Annotated in this window: 14 protein-coding genes and 1 pseudogene; 8 read left to right on the plus strand and 7 right to left on the minus strand. The window is 60.5% G+C overall.

Annotated elements, in window-relative coordinates; all coding sequences use genetic code 11:
- Positions 1-61: 61 nt before the first annotated feature.
- Positions 62-1,062, plus strand: a pseudogene (locus SBI80_RS01240) (IS481 family transposase).
- A 113-nt stretch (positions 1,063-1,175) separates the two neighbouring features.
- Here the strand turns inward: SBI80_RS01240 and SBI80_RS01245 are convergent.
- The gene (locus SBI80_RS01245) at positions 1,176-2,138 is read right to left on the minus strand and encodes an SGNH/GDSL hydrolase family protein (RefSeq protein WP_318972539.1); all 963 of its coding nucleotides are present in this window, start codon (positions 2,136-2,138) and stop codon (positions 1,176-1,178) included.
- Between the two features lie 425 nt (positions 2,139-2,563).
- Between SBI80_RS01245 and SBI80_RS01250 the strand changes: the two genes are divergently transcribed.
- Positions 2,564-3,574 carry a glycosyltransferase family protein gene (locus SBI80_RS01250; RefSeq protein ID WP_318972541.1) on the plus strand — a complete coding sequence of 337 codons (1,011 nt, stop codon included), beginning with the start codon at positions 2,564-2,566 and terminating at the stop codon, positions 3,572-3,574.
- 39 nt (positions 3,575-3,613) lie between these two features.
- Here SBI80_RS01250 and SBI80_RS01255 read toward each other — a convergent pair whose 3' ends face one another.
- The 3 genes from SBI80_RS01255 to SBI80_RS01265 all read right to left on the minus strand — a co-directional run bounded on the left by SBI80_RS01255 (position 3,614) and on the right by SBI80_RS01265 (position 7,809).
- The gene (locus tag SBI80_RS01255) at positions 3,614-4,735 is read right to left on the minus strand and encodes a hypothetical protein (RefSeq protein ID WP_318972542.1); all 1,122 of its coding nucleotides are present in this window, start codon (positions 4,733-4,735) and stop codon (positions 3,614-3,616) included.
- 379 nt (positions 4,736-5,114) lie between these two features.
- The gene (locus SBI80_RS01260; RefSeq protein ID WP_318972544.1) at positions 5,115-6,212 is read right to left on the minus strand and encodes a DUF1972 domain-containing protein; all 1,098 of its coding nucleotides are present in this window, start codon (positions 6,210-6,212) and stop codon (positions 5,115-5,117) included.
- Between the two features lie 334 nt (positions 6,213-6,546).
- A complete protein-coding gene (locus tag SBI80_RS01265) occupies positions 6,547-7,809 on the minus strand; it encodes an MATE family efflux transporter (protein ID WP_413232608.1) in 1,263 nt (420 codons plus the stop codon).
- Positions 7,810-8,602: 793 nt separating this feature from the next.
- On the opposite strand from SBI80_RS01265, the gene SBI80_RS01270 reads away from it, so the two are divergent.
- The 6 genes from SBI80_RS01270 to SBI80_RS01295 all read left to right on the plus strand — a co-directional run bounded on the left by SBI80_RS01270 (position 8,603) and on the right by SBI80_RS01295 (position 15,609).
- Positions 8,603-9,247 carry a class I SAM-dependent methyltransferase gene (locus tag SBI80_RS01270; RefSeq protein WP_318972548.1) on the plus strand — a complete coding sequence of 215 codons (645 nt, stop codon included), beginning with the start codon at positions 8,603-8,605 and terminating at the stop codon, positions 9,245-9,247.
- Between the two features lie 251 nt (positions 9,248-9,498).
- Positions 9,499-10,176 (plus strand): class I SAM-dependent methyltransferase, encoded by a 678-nt coding sequence (locus tag SBI80_RS01275; RefSeq protein ID WP_318972550.1) that lies wholly within the window; start codon positions 9,499-9,501, stop codon positions 10,174-10,176.
- Positions 10,155-11,297, plus strand: coding sequence for a glycosyltransferase family 2 protein (locus SBI80_RS01280; protein ID WP_318972552.1), 1,143 nt, complete (start codon positions 10,155-10,157; stop codon positions 11,295-11,297). Before SBI80_RS01275 ends, SBI80_RS01280 begins: the two co-directional genes overlap by 22 nt.
- 291 nt (positions 11,298-11,588) lie before the next feature.
- Positions 11,589-13,001, plus strand: coding sequence for an O-antigen ligase family protein (locus tag SBI80_RS01285; protein ID WP_318972553.1), 1,413 nt, complete (start codon positions 11,589-11,591; stop codon positions 12,999-13,001).
- Between the two features lie 50 nt (positions 13,002-13,051).
- Complete coding sequence (locus tag SBI80_RS01290; RefSeq protein ID WP_318972555.1) at positions 13,052-14,374, plus strand: oligosaccharide flippase family protein; 1,323 nt, start codon at positions 13,052-13,054, stop codon at positions 14,372-14,374.
- Entirely contained in the window at positions 14,371-15,609 is a 1,239-nt protein-coding gene (locus tag SBI80_RS01295) for a polysaccharide pyruvyl transferase family protein (RefSeq protein WP_318972556.1), read from the plus strand. Before SBI80_RS01290 ends, SBI80_RS01295 begins: the two co-directional genes overlap by 4 nt.
- Before the next feature lie 88 nt (positions 15,610-15,697).
- Here the strand turns inward: SBI80_RS01295 and SBI80_RS01300 are convergent, their stop codons facing one another.
- The 3 genes from SBI80_RS01300 to SBI80_RS01310 all read right to left on the minus strand — a co-directional run bounded on the left by SBI80_RS01300 (position 15,698) and on the right by SBI80_RS01310 (position 21,257).
- A complete protein-coding gene (locus SBI80_RS01300; protein WP_318973632.1) occupies positions 15,698-17,116 on the minus strand; it encodes a tyrosine-protein kinase domain-containing protein in 1,419 nt (472 codons plus the stop codon).
- Positions 17,117-18,781: 1,665 nt separating this feature from the next.
- Complete coding sequence (locus SBI80_RS01305) at positions 18,782-20,647, minus strand: DUF4012 domain-containing protein (RefSeq protein WP_318972558.1); 1,866 nt, start codon at positions 20,645-20,647, stop codon at positions 18,782-18,784.
- 106 nt (positions 20,648-20,753) lie between these two features.
- Positions 20,754-21,257, minus strand: a complete 504-nt coding sequence (locus SBI80_RS01310; protein WP_318972560.1) for a hypothetical protein — start codon at positions 21,255-21,257, stop codon at positions 20,754-20,756.
- Positions 21,258-21,639: the final 382 nt, after the last annotated feature.

The following is a 21,639-nucleotide window of genomic DNA, read 5'->3' on the forward strand; positions in this document are numbered from 1 at the left end:
CTTCGGCGGCAGGATGAGAAATCGCCAAACCCCTCGTCCTGAGAACCGAAGGAACCCGTCCATGACCCACGGTAATGCCCCGTTGTCCGTTGAAGGCCGTCGCCGACTCGTCGCGCGGTGCGCTGATCGCCCGATCGCCCATGTCGCTGCTGAGATGGGTATCTCGCGGGCCGGTGCCAGCAAGTGGGTCAACCGGTTCCGCGGTACGGCGAGGTCGGCCTCGTGGACCGTTCCTGTGCGCCGCACGGTCAGCCGACCGCGACGGCCGCCGAGGTCGTCGTCGAGATCGAGGCGCTACGGCGGACCCGGAAGTGGTCGGCGGCCAGGATCGCCTTCGAGCTGGGACGCCGCGACGTGGCGATCAGCCGACGGACGGTGAGCAGGCATCTGGTGGCGCTGGGACTGAACCGACGCCGGTTCATCGGCCCCAATGGGCAGTCCAACCGGGTGCCGCAAACCATCGTGGCGCGCCGGCCCGGCTACATGGTGCACGTCGACGTCAAGAAGGTCGGCCGCATCCCCGATGGCGGCGGCTGGCGAGTGCACGGCAAGGGCAGCGCCCAAGCCAAAGCGGTGGCCCCAGCGACCAAAGCCGGAGCCCGGGCCGGATACGTCTATCTGCATTCGGCCGTCGACGGATTCTCCCGACTCGCCTACACCGAAGCCCTCCACGATGAAAGAGCCGTCACCGCCATCGGTTTCATGCACCGCGCCCGGGTATGGTTCGCCGCTCACGGCATCACCCACATTCAACGGATCGTCACCGACAACGGCTCCTGCTACCGCGCCAAGGACTTCGCCCACGTGCTCCACGGCGCCCGGCATCAATTCATCACGCCCTACACCCCGCGCCACAACGGCGAGGTCGAACGCTACAACCGCATCCTGGCCGAAGAGTTCCTCTACGCCCGCACCTGGACCTCAGAGACCCAGCGCAGCGACGCACTCAAGGTATGGAACATCCACTTCAACTACCATCGACCACACTCTGCCGCCAAAGGACAGCCACCAGCATCACGACTCGCCACCGGCGTCACCAACGTCATGGCCTCATACAGCTAGCCGATTTACCGATGAACCAAGGGTTTCACAGCCGCGACTCGGGGTTCTTGCGGTCCGCCGGTCGACCTTCTGAGCCACGATTCACCATGCGCCGTCGGTCGCCCACCATCGTGTCATCCCATCGTCTCGATGACGGACGCGAGATGATGTCCGATGGCTTCGTACGCAGCACTGGTGAAGTGCGTGCCGTCTACTGTCAAGGACGGTGGCACGTCTCCCTGTGCTACCGCCGCGACATCGGAAGGCAACGGGTTGGAGCCTGCCGCACTCAGGCCGTCGCTGATTAGCCAGGACCGCAGATCGACGAAACGTAATCCGTAGGCGGCTGACAGTTGATCGATGACGCTGGGAACCGTGCCGACGATGAGGTAACGCCGCGGCGCCTTCAGGTGGGCGACCATCGATGCGATGTCGCGTGCAATCGCGGCGGGTTCCTTGCTGTTGTTGGTTCCGGCCCAGATGATCTGCAGACACGCGCGGTAACCGTCGCCGTCGTCTCCCTTGAACAGCGATCCGGAAGGGACCTGCACTGGCGCAGTACGGTCAGCGTCGGGGATGAAGGTGAAAGCATCGACACCGGCCCTCACGGTGTGCACCAGCGTCCCCTGGACGTCCAGGAGAGTGCCATGCATCTTCATCACACCGGCGTCGCCATATCGCGACCATCCGTCGTTCGGGCTGACGGTGGTGACGTCTATCGCGGCGGGAGGTCCAGCTGGAATCTCGTTGCCGCGGAGAGTGAGTCGAGGCTTCAATCCACCTTGTCTGACGGCGATCTCGGCGGAACCCTGTGAGGGAAGGCCAAAGTTCTCCGTCTTCATCCCAAGGTCTCGCCCGACGACGTCGAGCCAGGTCGGGTCCGCCTGTGCCCATGTTCCGTCTGCTCGTGTGAGCGCATAGGTCAGCGAATCACCCCACGCTACGACTTCGTCGGGGGGGCACGCCGGGTTTACGACCGAAGCACGCTTGGGGGTGTGGGATTCAAGGCCGGCGTCTTCCGTTCCGGAGCAGTTGCACGTCGTGAGCAACAAAAAGGCAGTGGCCAGTAGCACCGAGCGAGGGCGGCCGATCTTCACACCTTCATCGTAGGAGGTCACCGTCCTTTGGCGCAGGGCGCGCGAGATCGAACCCGCCGGACCGGTTCGACGAGGAGTTCTGAGCCCTTCCGCAGAGCCGCCGTACTCGCGCATCGATGTAGCCATAGCCTGTGTGCGGTGATTCGGATTCTGTGCGTGCGACCAGGGCGGCAGCCTGGGTTGTCGCGTTTGGTCGTTTCCGTTTCCTTCAACAGGTCTCGATGAGCTGCTGATGAGCTCGATCCCGACTGAACGTAGTAGGTTCCGTGGCGGACAACTTCACCCATGCAGTGGCTTCACCGGACGCCGGGTCGTGGTACCCGCGCCCTCACGGGGTCGTAGGCGTCGATGATGCCCAGCATGCTGAGCCCCGAACGTCGTAAGCTGAGATCGCTCGAGGCCAAGCAGGCAAGCCGAGGTGGAACGTGATAGCGAGGAAGAACAGCGACATCCTGCTCGTCAATCCGCTCAAGTACACCCTCGCCCATTACGAGGGCGAGTTGCGGGAAATGCTTCAACAGGCCAACTTTAGGTCCGTCGAGGTCGCAGTGACCACACCTGGGGACGGGCTAACGGGTTCACTAGAGCGCGCTCAGGTGGCCGTGCGGTGCGTCTGGCAACGCTGGACGATGGCGCGTCAGATCAGTGGGCAGACCGTGGTGGTGCTGTGGCCCTTGTTCGGATATTTCGAGCCTTTGACTCTGCTGCGGCTGGCGCGACGAAATTGCGTCTACGTGATCGTCCACGACCCGGCGCCCCTACAACGCTCTTATGGTCAATCAACCTGGGCAGCATGGGTTTTCAGAGCAACAAAGAGGATTGGCGCCATCGAGGTGATCTATCACACGGAGACGGCTCAGCGGGTGGGTACGCGCGAAACAGGTGTCGAAGGCATCGTCGTACCCCATCCCGTGGGGCGGCCTACACCCTTGATCGAGGGCTGCGATCGACAGATCGGGAGCGCACCGGTGGTGAGAGTACTAGGAAGGTTCAAGGATACTCGCTCACTGTCAGCGCTCGACGCGATTGCGAATGGCGCCGCGGGAACGTGCGTGCTCGAAATACACGGCCGGGGATGGCCGAAAGTCGCGGGGTGGACGGTAAATGATGCATTCGTTGCCGAGGATGACTTCGCGGCACTGGTGGAGTCCGCGGATTGCGTCGTGATTCCGTACGACTACTTCTTCCAAAGCGGAGTTGCCGTGCGTTGCCTTGAAGCGGGCACGCCCATCGTCGCGCCCCGGCACGAACACATCACCCAACTCTATGGCTCGGATTGGCCGGGAATCGTCGATGACCAATCGGCCTGGTACGAAGCCGTGTTGCAGGTCCTTACGTTCGACACGCAATGCATTCGCGATCGTCATCGTGACGTCTTCGGCATGGTCCAGACCGCCTGGGCCGAGCTGTTTTCTCGCTCATCCGCCACGAGGTAGCACGATCGCAGGCGTTGGCCTGCAACAGACAGGTCGACATCAGGATGACAGGATCGTCATCGTCGATCCAGCTTCTCGTCCGGTGAGCTCTTGCCAAGCGGCAAACTCGTCCACTGTCTCGCTGCGTTGAAACTGCACTCGATGACCGGACTTCATGCGAATGTCGTTGTTCTGCGAGACCAATCCGATTGGGTCGAAGGCGAAATATGAGTATGCTCCGAATGCATCGTCGAAAACGTTGTGCTGCAGAGTGATGTCTGCCTGTGTCTCCCACAGGTAGGTAAGCAGGTGGACTCGGACGTCCTGATTTGGTCGAACCGCAGAGAAGGCGGATAGCCCTGCTCGTTCGAAGACATTGTTCTCGACGAGAATTCGCTGAAAGCCACCGGCGGAAGCGCTACCTCTGGACCAAAATTCCACGGATTGACTGCAGTCGTGGATGTGATTGTCTCGCAGAGTGAGATCCTGCCAGCTGCCGTCGTCTCCAGCGTCGCCTTGAGCCGTCCACGCCGCATCGTAGACGTGGGCGATCTCGCTCCGCTCTACGAGCCACCGCTTCGCGTTCACCCAATTCTGGATTCCGTTGCCGTACCGGCGGTTCGTACCGTCGAGCAGCAAGGAGCCGCCGACGTAGTCGACGAGGCAGTCGTGAACGTGAACATCCGCACCCGTTCCTCCCATGCCGCACCCGCCGCTTCCGGTCAGGTGTAGATCGTGAATCTCGTTCGATCCGTTCGGGCAGTAGACGATCCCGCCCGTCCCGTCATCAGTCCTGCAATTCGGGGCGGCCCTGATGTCGGCCGCCAAGATGGTCGGGTTGGTGGCGGCTGCGACGAATAGGATCTTCTCTCGAACGTCGCAACAAAAGTCCCAGGGCGCTCGGAGATCGGAAATCTCCATCCGCAGTGCAGGTTTGACTACTCCATCCACCATTAGATAACCGATGTTGGCGTCAGTCGTAGCCGTGTAACCCTCATGCGAGGATGCCGTGCCAAGATCGATGCACCACACGCCTGGAGAATGGTGGGACCAGGCGTCGGGCCGGTTCAACAGTTTGAACATGGTTAAGATCGGCCGCTCACCGGAGCCATACGCCCCAATTTCGCAGCCGAAGGGCGCGACGAACTCGCCGTAGAACGTGTCCCCGCGCTTGAAGAGCACGGTGGAACCGTCTCGCGGTAGCTCAGTTGCGGGCCGCATGCTCGCCCAGGCAGTCTGGGGACTTCGGCCATCGGCTTGGTCGCTCCCCGATGCCGAAACGTAGAAAGTGGGATTGGCCGCCGATCCTGCCGCCGCCGCGCTCGGTCCTCGTGCAAGCAGCGGCAGAGCGAGCGCCGTCGCCGTGCCGGCAGCCCGCCGGATGACGGTCCTGCGCGAGTATTGCTGCTGCCGCCGTGTCATCGGCCTCGTGCTCCTCGAATCATCGGTCTATTAGTTGTGCTCGAGCAGACACCGCCACGGCAGCGGGACGCGGCCGCCGGGAAGCGCCTTGGCGGAGGAAGGACGGGACCACGAACTGTGAGGGCGCAGGCGTCTCGCGTCAGCAGCAGAGCAGGCCCCGAAGCGCGCGCTCGTAGTCATTGCACACCTGTTTCCACGAATAGTGGTCTTCAGCCCTACGAGTATTCGTCTGGCAGGCTTGATCGAGTACGTCCTGATTGTCCATCAACTCGAGCACAGTCTTTGAGATCAAAGCGCTGCCGCAGTCGACGAACATTCCTGCCGAGCCGAGTGTTTCCCGGTTATAGACCGTATCTCGGGCCAAGATGGGCGCGCCGGCTGCCATGGCCTGAACCAGCGCAGGATTGGTACCGCCGACGCTATGTCCGTGGAAGTAGATGCCGGCGTGCTGCCACAATGCCAACAGAAGCGAGTCATTGCTTACATGGCCTAGCCACGTCACCGTGTCATAGCTATCGGCCAGATGTCTTGCCTTCTGGTCCAATTCGCCACCGTATCCCGTGCTGCCGACTATCACGACTCTGTGGCGCGCCGCTATGGTGGGCACGGCGTCGAAGAACTCCGGCACACCGTTCTCCGGCACGAATCGCGCGACCAAGAGCACATAACCTCGGTGGTCGAGGCCATCTGGAACCTCTAGAGGGGGCGGAACGTCACCGCCGTAGGGAATGAAAGATCCTCCGACCGAGAACCGTTCATGCCAGTACCTTTCGATCTCCCTGGCATCGAACACCAAGCCATTCGCCCACCGTGCCGTCAACCTCGCACCTGTCCGAAAAACTCTCCGCGCCAACGGACTCCATTTCGCCCGTTCCCATTCGAGTCCGTCGACGTTGACCAGCGTCGGTATTCCGCGTGCCTTCAACAGCGGTAGGAAATAGCCGTTGGCCACGTTCATCACGAGAGCGACGTCTGGTCGGTGCTTCGCCGCGTCCAGCGCTGCCGTGAATCCGTAGGACAACGTGCTGAAGCTCTTCGTTTCGACGCCACGAGTAGCTAGAGCGACCACGCGGGGGTCCGCGGTCGCGTCACCGGGTCGCGTGGCGCCAGGTCGGCCGTAGACGGTTACGTCCCACCCCATGTTGGCGAGCTCGGGGGCCAACTTACGGACGGCTGTCTCGAACCCGCCGTAATAGCTCGGATAACCGCGCGTTCCGATGATTGCGACTGACGGCAAGGTTCCCCCCTCTGTACCTCAGTAGTACGCAGCGACCGATTCGCCGCTGATAGGACCAACCATCTGGCAACGTCTAGGAAAGAGTAGCTGGCTTTCCCTTGGCTCGCGACAACGTCTTCGGAGTTCTTCAATTTCGATGACTAGCACGCCCCAAATGGTCATGTAAATATTCCCGCTGGCGGAAGGAGATCGATGTGCAGGTGGTGGTGCCGGCTTCAGTCATCGACCGACCCAAGTGATCACCTGTGCGTTCGAAAATTTGCCAAAATCGACGTACCGGGAGGGTGCATGTCCCTTGGCAACGTGAATGCGCTGATGGGAGCTCACGGAAGCCTCATTCGGCGGCTCGATGGCGTCCCTTTTCCTCTTTAGCCATATCCGAGCCCTGGCGCCTAAGTGTGATTCTGGGCAAATAGTCACGGCCCCAGCCAACGGAAAGATAGACGCTGCAGAAGATGGCCGCAGAGGCGAGGAATGGCCAGGCGGCGGATTCGCGGTCGTATGGGTGAGCGAGCAGTCCAACCGGCCACGCGGCACATGCCGATGCTGCCGCTGCGACGTACGGGCCAGCAGCTCCGCGAAGATAGAGACGCATGGGTATAGCAGCGCTTCGCTGCATGAACCACTGGCCGGCGAACTTCGCAATTGGCACGCCGATCGCAAACGCGACTCCGATGCCGACGAACCCCCACGCATACGCCATGGAGACTGCGAGCGCCGTCTGAAATACACCGCCCGCGACCGTCACATAGGCAATGACTGCCGGACGACCTATCGCCATTAGAGTCGACGAGCTAACTGCAGTCGACAAATTAATCGCCACCCCGGGAAGGAGCGCGCACAAGACCGCGACGACCTGGCCATGACCACCACCGAGCCAAAATGGAATCAAGGTAGTCGCAGTGGCCGCCATCAAAGATGGGGCCATGACCGCGACCGCTGTGTTGCGGCGGGTTAGGTGTTCGTATTCGTTTATTATCCCGTCCATTCCACTCACGATGAATGTCCTCGTGAGATGTGGAGTCAAAGCTGCCGCCGATGCCGCACCCAACACCTGCGCCCCAGTTGCCAGCCTGCTCGCCAACTCCCATATACCCGCCGCGGCGGGTCCGATCATGATGCCGGCAATCAATTTTCCCGACTGGAGCAGCAACATGTCGCCTGCGGCAGCAACTTGCGACTTCACGCCGTAGGCGATGAGCTCCCCGGCGAGGGGGATGGTGGGGACGGCGACGTGGATTCGCCGTTCATCCGCAAGGATGATCGCCACCACCACCGCAAGTCCCGCAACGGTGCCGATGAGTGTTCCGGCGGCGAACAGCGGCAATGATGGGCTTACCGCGAGCGCTACTACGCCGCCGCACGCTTGCAGCGTTGACAGAATCGCAATGGCTATTCCGGCGGGCACCATGCGGCCCCTGCCGACCGACGCGGCCGCGAGTACCCTCGCCACGAGACCGACGATCAGGATGGCGACTGCATAGAGGATGAGGTTGCGGGCGAGGACCGGATCGTGTGTGCCCAGGGCGGTGTCGACGACACCGGATGCTGCGAACGCGAGACCGCTCAGGATGATCCACAGCCCGCTCAAGGTCACGATGCACGTTCCTACGACCCTGCTGTCACCCTTGTCGTCACCCCTCACGTGGAACAGCGCTACGTAGCGATTGGCCGCTCGCGAGACTCCCAGATCGAATAGCGCTCCGTACTGTGCGATCGCTCCTGTGATGGACCATATGCCGAAATCGTGCAGACCTAACCGACCGAGGACGTATGGAGTCGTCAAGAGCTGAATGCCATATCCGGCTACTACCGGCAACAACTGCGCTGCCGATCCGACCTTGAGAGATTGCACTCTCCCTGCGGCGCGCCTCATCGCGAAGCCTCTACGCGACAAGTCCGTGGATCGGGTCTCTTGTGCTCGACCAAGCCCGACGCGCATCGAAGTAGGCACGTCACGGGCCTGCTGAAACCTATTCCTGGCCAGGCATTTTCGTCGAGATGCGCCAACTCGGCCGGCACATGGGGCGATGTCGCCGGACGCTCGGCGCCCGTGCACGGCTGGACCGCGTCCGCTTCTGTGCAGGCGCTCGTCTTCATGTCGGATCGTCCACGTTCGACAACCGCCTTGCCCTGAACTCCAGCTGTTTGCTACCCACTAATGGGTAATTCGCTGTTGTAAGCGTGGTGAATTCGCTCACCGGGCAGTACTCACTTCGCGGCGATGCTGCATGGGCTAAGCGTATTGGCCGACTAGTGAGGCACACAACCGTTTGCCGACAGAAGCGCAGCGCATTGTCAGGAAACTGTCGGGAGGGACGAATTGTTGCTGCGGTGTCAGGGTCGACGCTATGCTCCAGCCACGCCAATCTGGACTCATAAGGTGGTCTATGCCGTCGCGAAAGCCTATCGAGCGTTACCACGACTTGGTCCGAGAAGACGTCTTCCCAGTTTTGCCGGATCAGGTCGGACGGTTACTCGACTTCGGTGGCGGCGTAGGCGCCACCGGCGCCGCGCTCAAGCGACTTAGGCGCGCAAGCTATGTAGCCATTGCCGATCAGGTCGCGGGGGCGTACGACGAGATCGATCGGGTATTTTGTGGCGACTTGGAGGACCCGGGTTTCATTTCCGAGGTACTAGCAGACACCGGACCCTTCGACACGATTCTCGCACTCGACGTGCTTGAGCACCTCCGCGACCCGTGGGGGGCGATCGAACAATTGCGAACTGGGCTAGCGCCGCAGGGCGTGATCGTGGCGAGCATTCCAAACGTCAATTATTACGGTTTAGTCTTGCCGCTCGTCTTTCGCGGTCGTTTTACGTTGACTGACTCGGGGATCTTGGATCGTACGCATATTCGTTGGTTTGCACGTCACGGCGCGATCGAACTGATGAGTGCACCAGGGTTGGAAGTCGAGGTGGTTTCATGGAACATTCCCGGAAGGCGGGCGGCGCTGGCAAACAAGCTGACATTGGGGCTGTTTAGACGCTTCTTTGTGCTTCAGTATCTCATCAGGTCGCGACGCATTCCGTAGGCGTGACCGGTCGATGCGCTTTCACACCGGCGTGGAGTCCGACTCGGCCGACGCACTCAGTTGCCGCAGCGCGCGAAAAGTCGCCGGCGCAATCCGCGGGTTCTCGCGCTATGCTCAACGCGCCAGCCAAGGCTCAAGGGGGGTCCGGCCTGATCATGAAGTCGGTATCACGCGTGAATTTGCGTTTCAGGCTTTATCACTTGATTGGGCACCGTCTCGTAGGCGGTTGGCTCGCACCTGAGGTGCTTACCATGTTGCGAATTCTCGACTCGGCGCAGCGGTCGCACCATGTCGTTGGCGCTGTTGCTGAAATCGGAGTGCACCACGGCAAACTGTTCACCGCACTGAATCTCCTGCAGGAGAACGGTAGTTCCGTCGCAATCGATGTCTTCGGCGAGCAACATCTCAACGTCGATAATTCAGGTCGGGGCGACTTGGGCATATTCCAACGGAATATTGCACGGTGGTCGTCGGCGGACGGCGTGAGAATTCATCGTGGTGACTCGACGAAGCTGCAGAGTTCGGCGTTGCTCGAGCTTGCAGACGCGAGGATCCGACTGTTCAGTGTGGACGGCGGTCACGCCGAGGAGTGCGTAGTCAGCGATATGCGACTCGCCGAGGACACTTTGGTCGCTGGAGGCGTGGTGATCGCCGACGACGTCTTCAACGAGGAGTGGCCAGAGGTCCTCGTTGGCACCTTGCACTACATGAAGGGCGGCGGCATGTTGATTCCTTTCGCCATAGGCTTCAATAAGGTCTTCTTCGCGTTCTCGGAGCGTGTCGGACTCTACCGTGACGCGTTGAATGCCCACTTGAGCAGGAATCTGCTAATAAATGTCAAGACCGCGAACTTCATGGGTTACGAAGTCCTCGTCGTAAGCCGAAAGCCGCGCAACCGAATACGGCAATGGCACAATTACCACAACTGAGTGAATCGCTCGGCTGCTCTGCCGGGTATTCTTCAGAATCAACGACCGCCGCCGACCAGCTAGATGTTGCCTTGGCAACTATCCGACCAAGGGAATTGGTCACCTCAGACATCGCACCCAAGCCAGGCGAAACAAACGAACTGCCTGCCGAGGGCATGGCAGTCTGCAGTCCGCAGTCCGATGTGGATTCGCAGGCGAACCGTGAAACTCGACCAGACGTATTTCGTGTGTTGACAGTGCATTACAACACGCCGGAACTCACGATCAGTCTTGTTCGCGAGTTTCCTCGGCACACTCTCGGCGGCCGCGTCGTCTCCATCCACATCCTAGACAACTGCTCGACGGAGGAGAACCGGCGGCTACTCCAAGATGGCGTGGCGGGGCTGGGCCACGTCGAGTTGAAATTCAGTCCGAAGAACGTTGGGTTCGGTGAAGGGTTGAATGCGCTTGCCGCGGACCAGCGGTTCGATCCCGCCGACATCCTCTGGTTCCTGAATCCCGATACAGGTCTGCAGCCCGGATGCATCGAGATCCTCGAACGAGCGATCACTACGGGCGAGTACGACGTGGTCTCGCCGCTCATTTACAGCGGACGCGACGAGGGTCAATGGATTTGGTTCTGCGGGGGGTACATTTCGTCACGCGCTCTCAGACCGCGACACGAGCTTTACGGTGCGCCGTTGCTCGATGCGCCTCGCGAACCATTCGTCACGGAGTTCATCACCGGAGCTGCGCCCATGATGCGAACTGCGACGTTTCGTGGCGCAGGCGGATTTCCACGCGGTTACTTCCTGTACTGGGAAGATGCCTATCTGTGTTGGAGACTTCGTAACCTCGGTTGCCGACTCGGTGTTCTGCCAGCCGCCCGGCTCTGGCATGCGGTCGGCGCGTCCTCGGGTACCGGTCAGAGTTCGACCTTCTACTACTGGTTTGCCCGCAACCGTTTCCGATTCGCACGTGACACAGGGATGTCACGGTGGGTGCTCCTCTACGGTGCCGGCGGCTGGGAAACATGTCGCATTATTGCGAAGGCCATGAGGGAGCCGCGAGAAAGGATGGTAAAGATGCGCGCGGCGAGTAGCGGGACGATAGCTGGGATTCGTGGCGTGGAACGTAATTGATGCCCGCCACGGAGGGTACTGAAAGAGGCGGCGGCTGCTATGCGAACGCGCTGGCACAGATTGCCGATGTCTTGCACGTATTGGAGTATCTGAATGCCAAGCGACGTCGTCCCGAACTGGCTGGTAACTACCTGAGATAGGGCAATATGAAGGCAGTTATGGCACGATTTGGTCGAAGTGGGGTGCGTACATTTCTGCCGGTGTCAGAGATGCTCGGTGGTCTCGTAATCAGTCTGGCGTGAACGCACATGGCGAACCGGGGGATCACTTGGCAAAGCGCGGAGGGACGTCGTGACGGGTGGTGAAGCCTTGCGGAATCTGCGGCACAAAGTCGCTCGCGCGTCGCCCAAGAACTATGTCTTACTAGGCGTGTGGGTGATGGTCGCGCTGTTGGTGGCCGCCGCCGTGCGAATGGCCAACGTCTCCGGCTTAATCGCCGGATTGTGCGGTGGCGCTGTGATGTTGGTGTGTTGGGGTAGGCCTCGGCTGGCATTCTGCGTTTGGCTGACGTCCGTCACGATGGTACCGATCTGGATCAGCGTTCACGTCCTCGCCAACGTACCGATTCACTGCGTGGTGGCCGTCATGGCCGTCGCCGCCACGATTGGTCGCAGCAACGTCAAGTTCTCCGTCTTCGATGCGTACTTCATCGCATTCCTCACTGTTGCGATGCTGGCTGTGTATCTCGACAACTCGAACGCCGCGCTCTGGGCTCAGATGGTCGTGAGGTGGGCGATCCCCTTCTTGGCCATCAGGGTGCTGGTGTCGTGCACAGGAATGAAGTTCGCAGTTGATGCCGTTGCCGTTGCCTTTGCCTTGGTTGGTGCTTTCGCAGTAGTCGAATTCGTCATGGCTTGGCATCCATTTGTGAACTGGAACTACTACACGCCTGAGTTCGCTGCTTGGCATCCAATACAGACTCGCGGAGGCCTCGACAGAAGTGAGTGGGCGTTCGGCCACTCGATCGCACTGGGTGGGTCACTGGCCCTCTCGATCCCGTTCATACTCAGATCGTCTTTCAGTCGTGCGTGGCGAGCGTTGTTTCTCGTCTTCGTCGTCGCTGGAATCGTCACCACGGCGAGCAGGGGTTCGCTTATCGCTGCGGGCCTCACGGGTGCAATCTGTCTGATCTACGCCTCCAAGCAGCCCGCCGTGCGATCCACGATGGTCGTTCTTGTGCTGGTTTCGGCGATGATCGTCGGACCGCTAATCGCACCGATCCTCCAAACGTGGGCCTTGGGGTCTTCGAATGAAGAACAGGGGAGTGCGAATTACCGGAATGATCTCTACTCGACCTATCTGCCGGCCATCCAGTGGTTTGGCAGGTCGCCGAGCTACCACACCGACGGCAGTGAAGCGCAATCCATCGACAGCGCAATCCTGCGCATCGGCTTGGAGTTCGGCTGGCTTGTCCTGGCGCTGGCGCTTGCCCCGCTTGTAGTAGTCCTGGTCCGAGTAGTCCTTGGCCGAGCATCGACTGCTGAAATTGGTCTGCTAGGGCAGGTACCGCTCTTCGCAACCGTTGCTCTGATCACGCAATACGAGAGCATCGTGTTCATGGTTGCGGGCCTCGCCGTACAGTCTGCTGTCGTTCAGCGGAATAAGCACGTGCCAGCAGCGGCGCCGATGGCAGACCGCGTGGATGGCGTGGATCTACGGCGGCCGAAGCCTCTGGTAGCGGCCTACTTTGAACGCTATGAGTAGAATCGGCGGCAGGTCGGCGAATGCCAAGCGGGGCACTATCTGGTCGTGGTATGAGAAGTAGCTTCGTCTACACGGCCATCTCGATAGCGAGTCGGCTGTTGGTGAGCACTCTGCTCTTCGTGCTCTTGGCGCGTGTGTGGGGTCCCGAGAGGTTTGGAACCTTCAGCTTCGTCTTCAGCTCAAGCGCGTTGCTCATGCTGATCGTTGATTTCGGTTTCACGACGTTCCTCTTGCGTGAGGTTGCTGCCGATCCTGGAAACGTAGCCGCACTGATCGGCCGCGGCCTACCCGTGAAATACCTTCTGACTGCGGTGATGTCAACCGTGGCAGTAGGTCTCGCGGTGGGACTGGGTCCATCCGTTCTGCCACCTGTGTTATTCGTGCTGTTGTTGCTTGCAGCCCTCCTTCTGTCTTTCGCGGAATACTTCATCACGCCATTGCGCGCGATCGGGCGGTATGACGTGGAGGCACTGCTGGCGACCACCGGTAATGCCGTGCAATTTGCGCTCTCAGGAGGCTGCGCGTGGTTGGGCGGGTCGCCCGTTCACGTTGCGGCGGCTATCGTCACAGCCCGGCTGCTCTATTTGTCTGCCTCCATACTCGCTGCGCGACGGCTGCTGCGACCGTTGAGCTGGCGACCTTTGTCACGTGATCTCCGCGGGACAGTGCGTGCCGCGTGGCCCTACGGCGTAGATGGAGCACTGACGTCGGCGTGGAGTTTCATCGACGTTGTCGCGGTGCGAGTGCTGTTCGGAGTTCACGCTGTCGGTTTGTACGCCGCGGGCCAGAAGATCGTTCAGGGCGTGGTAGCTCTTGCGCCCCTCGTAGGCAACGTCATGATTCCGCAGCTGGCCCGCAAAGCCAGCACCCGCGCTTCGGACACATGGAGATCGGCTGGTGCAGCCGCGATTGGAATGTTTGGCATCGGATTCATATTCGCCCTGCCGCTCATCATCCTTCCCACCTGGACGACGAATGTCTTGTTCGGGTCCGATTTTGACATGCTCTCGCAGTGGCTTCCATGGTTCGGGGCGATCTTGCTGGTGAGGTTTTCGGGAGCCGGTTTCGGGGTGGTCCTTACCGCGATCGGTCTGCAGAAGAAGCGGGTGATAGGCCAGCTCGCTGCCCTATCCTGTTACGTAGCCTTCGTCGTCGCCATCGGTGTCCGGCATCTCGGCGTCGAAGCGGCGCTCGGAGCATTGCTCTTGGCGATGTCGGTCATGGGTGCAACGTATGCCGTTTATCTTTGGCTAGCACGGGCGCACGACTACCTCGGTTTGGACGCGCCGTTGAGGCCAGAAGGACCTGTGGACGACCGATCAGATTCCCTTCGTCTTACTCGATCTAGCTGGGAATCAAGGAGGAAACCGTGAGAGCGGCCATCTTCGGAACCTTCGACATCGGAAACTTCGGCGACCTGATGTTCCCCATCATCGCCGCGCACGGGTTGTCTGAGAATGGCGTCGACGACGTGACGAAGTATTCCTACCAACGCAAGACGTCGTCGTCCTGGTTCTACGACGTCGAGCCAATCCAAGACTTTCCAGTGCATCTCGAAGCTGAAGGTGTTGACCTCGTCCTCATCGGCGGTGGACATCTCGTGCACTTCAACCGTGCGATGGCCCACGGATACGGACCGTCGGATCCACGCATACCCCACCCATTGGGGTTTTGGTGGGTGCCCGCGATTGCGGCGCGGTTCGGGGGAATTCCAGCTGCGCTGAACGCGGTCAGCGTCGACGACTCGATACCGCGGTGGGCCGGCCCTCTGATGGAGGCCTTTCTCGATGCGCTCGGTTATGTCGCAGTGCGTGACAATCAGTCACGAAAGCGATTGCAGCAGTTCGCGAACCAGCGCGTCGAATTGAACGTCGTGCCAGACACTGTGCATGGCATCCCCGACCTGGTCCAGAGAGGAGTGTTCTCGGATCGTTTTTGGAAGCTCTCGAACGAGATTGGGCTGGGGCGCGACTACATAATCGTTCAACCGTCCATGGGGTTACGTCGTTTCAAGGACCCCATCGGCAGTCTCGTCCAAGATGCCATCCGGCAAGGGTTCGATGTTCTCGAGCTTCCGATATTCCATGAGAATGTCGATGTTGCGGGATACCTTCGGACGTCCGGCTCGATCAAGTCAATCGCGGAGTGGCCAGATCCTCTGCTATTGGCGGAGTTGATCGCCAACTCTCAGAGCGTGATTGGCATCAGCCTGCACCTGAGCATCGTTGCTTCTGCCTATGGTATTCCAGTTCATCGCCCGCGGTACTCGCCGACGTCCAAGTTCGTAGCATTGGACGGGTTGCCAAACCTTGTCTGGCTGGACGACGCGGACAAGCTGAAGTGGATCGACTCGAGCAATGTCGACCTCTCAGAGGTCAACGATCGAAGGCTCAGGATCACCGAGCATTGGTCGCGCATCGGTGAGCTCGCCAGGGAAACGGGTTCTCCACCCTGTGTCAGGGGTTGGAACCAAATCCTGCAAACCCCGGCCGCTTTCAGGGGTGCGAGTGGTACCCGAGACAAGCTTGAGACGATCCACGAAGAGGGTAGTCGCCGTATGCACCTCGTCGCCCATGCGGTGAGATCTCGGATGCTGCGCAGTCGCTAGTTGTTCCGGTATGGACTGTGCTGTCGGTAGTCGATCACCGCGTCAATTCAACCAAGGATCTTCCGCCGTCACGAACGAGTGCGGATCCCTAGTCGGCCCTCTCGCGATGGCTTGCAGCCGAGGCGCTCGGCATCTGCGCCTCGGTGCGGGAATCGCCACCGTAGTATCCGTATCCGTCATAGTAGGAGGTGTCCCCCCGCATTGGGGTCATCGTCAGCACGGCGCCGAGAGGCGAGACGCCGACGTCCGCGAGATTGCGGACTGCTCGCGCAAGTTGCTCGCGCTTGGTCTCTCCATACCGCGCCATCATCAGCACGCCATCCGAGTTCGTTGCCAAAATCGCTGCATCGGTTACAGCCAATAGCGGCGACGAGTCCACGATGACGTAGTCGAATTGCGATCGGAGCTCAGCTAGCACCTTTTGTGCCGCAAGCGAACCCAGAAGTTCACTCGGGTTCGGTGGAATCGGTCCGGAAGTGAGCACGGTCAATCCCGGCGTGGTGGTCTTCTGGAGCATCTCCGATAGGGAAGCCGCACCGCTCAGTACGGTGCTGAGCCCCACCGTGCCGACGACGTTGAGATACTTGTCCAGCATGGGTCGTCTCATGTCACCATCGACGAGCGCGACGTTGTGTTCGGCCTCAGCCAAGGCGAGCGCGATGTTGATGGCAGTAGTCGACTTGCCCTCTCCGGGCAGTGAACTGGCCACGACAATGAGGCGTGGAGGATTGTCGACGGCGAGGAACTGCAGGTTCGTTCGCAGCTTGCGGAAACTCTCTGCGATCGCCGAGTTGTCACCCTCGAAGGCGATCGCCGGCTCTTTGCGCCGTTCCTTGTCGAGTGGAATGCTGCCGACGAGTCCAACACCGGTAATGGACTCAAGCGTCTCTTGATCTTTGATGGTGTTGTCGAGGCGATCGCGGAGAAATGCAAGGCCGATGCCCAGGAGCAATCCCATCGCGAGACCCAACCCTATGTTTCGCTTGGTCTTTGGTGCCACCGGCTCGTTGGGTACCGACGCGCGCTGTTCGACCACGACGCGGGCATCGGCAGCGGATCCGTCCTCAGGAGTCTCCAATTCCTTTGCCATGACGACGAACTCGTCGGAGAGAGCATTGGCGATGTCTCGAGCGCGAACGGGCGATGTGTCAAGCACGTGAACGTCGATCAGCACGGTGTCAGGTGTCGAGCTCGCTGACACCATCCCAGCGAGCTGTCCGGCACTCATATTCAGACCTAGCTTGTCTACCGTGCGTTGGGCCAGCGTCCTACCCACGAGAAGCTGCGTGTACGAGAGAACTCGTTCTTGTGAGAACAAAGTGCCTTGATATTTATCTGCGAGTGAATCACCCGCCGCGGCGGTGGACACGAAGAGTCTGGTCGACGACTGATAGAGCGGCGTGGTCAGCAGCGAGCTTCCGATCGCCGCCAGAACCGCAATCAAGGTCGTCGCAACCACGATGACCCACCGCGTGCGTAAAACCTTTGTGATGTCTCGCAAATTCACTGTCGCCCCCGCCCACTGGTGAAACTGGCCCCATGTTCCGCCTTTCGGCATAGGTTTGCGAAAGTATAGCGCCCGACTTTCGGCGCAGTCGGTTAACTCGAGATGGACGAGTCACGTCGTTGCCAGATCGCGTTAATACAGTTCTCAGTGCGTCAGGCGCGCAAGGGAGATGAGGCAATCGGCGAGGGACAGGTCGTCGATGGTTGAAGCGTCGCCGCTGGATAATCCGCCGGTGGGTCTAGCAAGTTAAAGGTCAGTTCACGCCATCTTGATCGACAGCGGCGACCGTGTTCGGAGCCGGGGGTGCCGCGTTGTGCCAACGTCTACATGGAGCTGTTCGACAGCGACTCAGTCACAGTGCACGAGACGGCTTCTGCCCAGCGACGTCTAAGGGACCAACCAGCACGGTATTCGCCGAACACAGTCGCGCCGCGCTCCAGCGCATCCCTTGATTCAGCGCGGGGCCTTGTGCGTCGAGTAATGGTGGAGCTGGTATCTGCAAGGTGATGGACGACCATGAAAGGCCGACATACCCATGGCACGGCGCACGTAACTAGATGCATGTCCAAACAGCGTGCGGCTAAGGACGGACATGGGCTCACGTTGCTGTGTTGGTCATCGGCGTACGGGTTGGCGGACGCCTGCACGATCGGCTCGGGTTACGTCAATTACGTGGTCGCGTCCGTCGCAGGATTGGTGCGGTTGACACTGATCCAGCCGGGGACTGGCAACGCAGGTCAAGCCCGGAGGCAGCGCGAGACCTTTGCGGCATTCGCTTACCTTGTGCGCGTAATGCGCAGCCGCAGCGGGGGATGGAATGGTTGCGGACCGATCCGCACACTAACTGCTATCCGGCGATCAAACTTTGCTGTAATAGTAATTGCCGCGCGAGTTTGGTCGTTGATTGTCAAGTATCGTGTTGTCCAGGTATTGCTCCATAAACTCAAAATCCGCTGTGTAGTACGCGTGTTGGACACTCGGGCTCAAAATTGCAGTCGGTTATTTCATTCACTTGGTCTTATTCAGCGATAGCCATTGCAGAACAGTGCGGAAGGGTTGATGATTTTGGTAGCTGTTGCGACTGGGGGGCTGGTGGCCATCATGATGCTCATGGCTTCTTATCTAGTGGGGGTCGTATGTGTGACTGCCGCGGCGGGTCTGTTCGCATTCGTCTTTCGAAAGTCTCATGGCATGAGACCCTCTCAGGCAGCCTTCGTCACCCTGGCTGCCGGCGCCGCGTGGCCACTGCTGGCCGTTGCGCTGGTCCAGGCCGTTGGACTGCTTGGGATTGCCAGGCTCCAAAGGCTGGGTAGGCCCAAGGGCAATGTGGAGCCCGAATCGGCTGTCGCTACCGCCGGTATGACGGCAGAACCGGTTTCGATTCCCCTGACTGCGGGTCTAGCTACCGCCGTGTGACTGCCAAATCGGGTCGAAGCGACATGGCCATCACTTCAATTCAGTGATCGGCCGAGCGCATCAGGAAGCGTCGCCGAGTCGGACACGCCGCTCGATATCCTCGGCCATCCTTGGCGCTGGGCGCGTACGTGGAGGTGGGCACAATCACGACGATCGACGTCCTACCCGTCCGGACGGTGGCCGCCTTTGGTCATGCTCGCTAGGTCGACGTTGGCGCTCGTAACAAGGTGAATTCCCCTGTCTACGAACCTATCCCTTGCACTCGGGTACCAATACCGTCGGAGTGACGTTGCCGATCAAGGGCTGAACGGGAACCCGCGCTTGACCCGGAGTCGTCGGTTCGGACAGCCGGAAGGCCACTTCGACCGATTTCCCCGGCGGGATCGTCACCTGGGCCTCCCAGGCGGGGTGGCCGCGCTCCTGCGCCTGATAGACACGGGTCCTCTCGCCATTGACGAGCACGCTGATCACCCGAGCGTTCTTCGTCGCGAGAAGGCGGACCGATGTGATCATCGTTCCCTTGGGGGTATCCGAGGCGAGGCTGGGGAAGAACCCCAACCGTCCGGCGACGTAGTCCGGCAGGGGTGCAGGATCGGTCAGTGTGTTGGTGAGCCGAATGGTGGCCGTCGATATTCGAGTGCCGTGATCGCAGCCGTCGGCGACGTATTCGATTCGCCGATCCAGGTAGTAGTCCATCTTGTTGCCTGCGAGGTTGTTGACGACGAACTCGGCGTACGGAGCAGGATCGTCGGGAACCTCGTGAGCGAGCGGCGTTTCCTCTAGCAGTTTCTGGTCGGAGGCGGAGGAACTCCAGACGGAGATTCGTCGCTCGCTGACTGCTCTTCCCAGGGCGTCGATCAGTTTGCGCGGCGATTCCGCCGGCCGGGTGATCTTCTTGACGACCTCTGCGGCGACGTCTTGAAGAAATCGCTTCCGCGCAGCTTGATCGGTCGGGAAGCGTTGATAGACAGTGGATTCCGTGAGTTCGACGACGTTATCCTTCGTCACCGTCTCGCCGTCTGGCATCGTCACCGGCCCGGTGGCGCCGAGGATGTAGCTGAGAGCGATGGGATCGATGGCGATCACGCCATCGACGTTCATGCCGGACTGCTGCGCCCATATCGACTTCCAAATCTGGGCCGCATAGGGGAAGTTCGGACTCTGATTGCTGTTGCGGATGTCGACCGTTGGATTGGTGAAGCCATATTGGGCGTCGAATTCGGGGTTGAGGGAGAACGGCGTGAACTTCGACTTCTCGTCGATCTCCGTGTTCGACCCCAAGGTGTCCACCGTCGGTTTGCCGTTGTCGAACCGAAGAAGGCCAAAGCCTCCGAGTAGGCCGCCGGTACCGCGGGCTTCTGCGTTCGTCTGAAAGCCCATGAAATAGGTCCGTGGGCCATCGGCGCCCAGCAGCGACGGGGCGATCCGCGCCGCAAGCGCAGTGTTGCCCAGAAGTTTCGCGATGTCAGCTGTTTGCGCTTGAAGTTGCGATCGGGCTCCGCCGACGGCGGTGAGGTACAGCGGATCAGGAATCGCCTGTGCCTCGGCTGCCAGGCGAGCCGCGTCCGCTGCAATCTTGCTCAGCGTCGGCTCTTCGCTGCGGAGCGCAGCGACGTCCAGGCGATTGTCTGCGAGTAGCTGATTGGGCGCAACGGTCATGCCGGCATCCGCGGTGGGCTTCAGCACATCGGCGGTCAGACCGAGTACGACATCTGATATCTGCTGACCGGCCTTGAACGGGCTGCCAAACCACGGTACGACGGAGACGACGTTCCACGGCACTGAATGCGTCGCGTCGCGTGCCGCCTGCGCACGAGACAGTGCATCGGCCGCAAAGCGTGATGCTTCCTGCGTGTTGCCTTGCAGCAGTGCCTCTTTGGACTGCTGCGCGCTGGCGCGCGCCTGCTCGAGGCTGTTCTTTGCGGCTTGCGCTCGTAGACCCAGCCAACCACCGAACGCGACGATGACGACGAGAACGGCGAGGCCGGTCCACAAAGTGCTCCGGCGCCTTAACCAAGGTCGCCCATGGCCGGGGTCGTTCGGAATCGCATCGTCATCGTTGGAGTCGTCATTCAATGGTCGCCGCCGAAAGAATCTCACTCGGTCAATTCCCATGCTCGGTTGAACCGCATCGAAGAGCGGCTACGACAACTGGCCCAAAGGAAACGGCTCGCCAGCTGTCGAACTGTCGACAACTGGCGAGCCGTTTCCGAAGTCTGGACTAGACGGCCGTCGAGTAGGGCCCGATGTGGACGGTCTTGGCGACGTTCTCGGCCCCGATGAGGAAGGCTTGCCCGACCGCTGAGATGGCCGCGCCGATCGGTCCCGGAAGGGCGGCGCCCACAGCAGTGATGATGCCGCCCGCGATGGATAGCGTGGCGTAGACGACCGTTCCGGCGGCCGTGGTGAATGCGACGACGACCTGATTAAGTCCCTGGCCGACTCCCTGCAGCGCCTGGCCAAGAACGCAACCGATGTCAGTCGTGGTGCAGACGGGGGCCGCAGTAACGGCCGCGACGCTGGACCGCGGGCTGACATCGATGACCGGCTGAATGTACTGGTCGACCGAACTGCCGATTCCCTCGGCGAAGGTGACCGGGTTTGGCGCTGCATGAGCCATTACCGGTGTGACGGTGGCGGCGGTCGCAATGGCCATTGCCGCAATGCCTACCTGGAATTTATTGGAGAGCGTCGAAAAGTGTGTGGTTCCAGCCCCGGCAATCATCTTTCCCCCTGAAAGTTGGTCATCAGGCTTGTGTACTCGTATTGCTCATACCTGACGATTTTGCTAAGAGTCCCACATCGGGCTACGCCTGTCAACCGCAAAATGTCCTCTTGCCTGGTCTTTTCCCGTGCAATCGTCCTCGCCTGGACATAGCGCCGCTGGGCGATCGGATCGTCCGTCACGCGACGCGGCATGGTCCAGATCGTCGTTCCCGGCTAATCGCTTCAGTGCGAAATTGGTCTCCTGTTGGTGTCCTCCGGGCTAACGCCCATAGCGGTCACGCAAATTGCTGATATCGGGAATTGCCCCCCGTTGCAATCGACGGCAATGTGGCCGGAAAAGCGGCCCACGTCGTCGTAGTTCCAGCGCGATCCCGATGATC

This window comes from Mycolicibacterium sichuanense (assembly GCF_033741125.1).
GTDB lineage: Bacteria > Actinomycetota > Actinomycetes > Mycobacteriales > Mycobacteriaceae > Mycobacterium.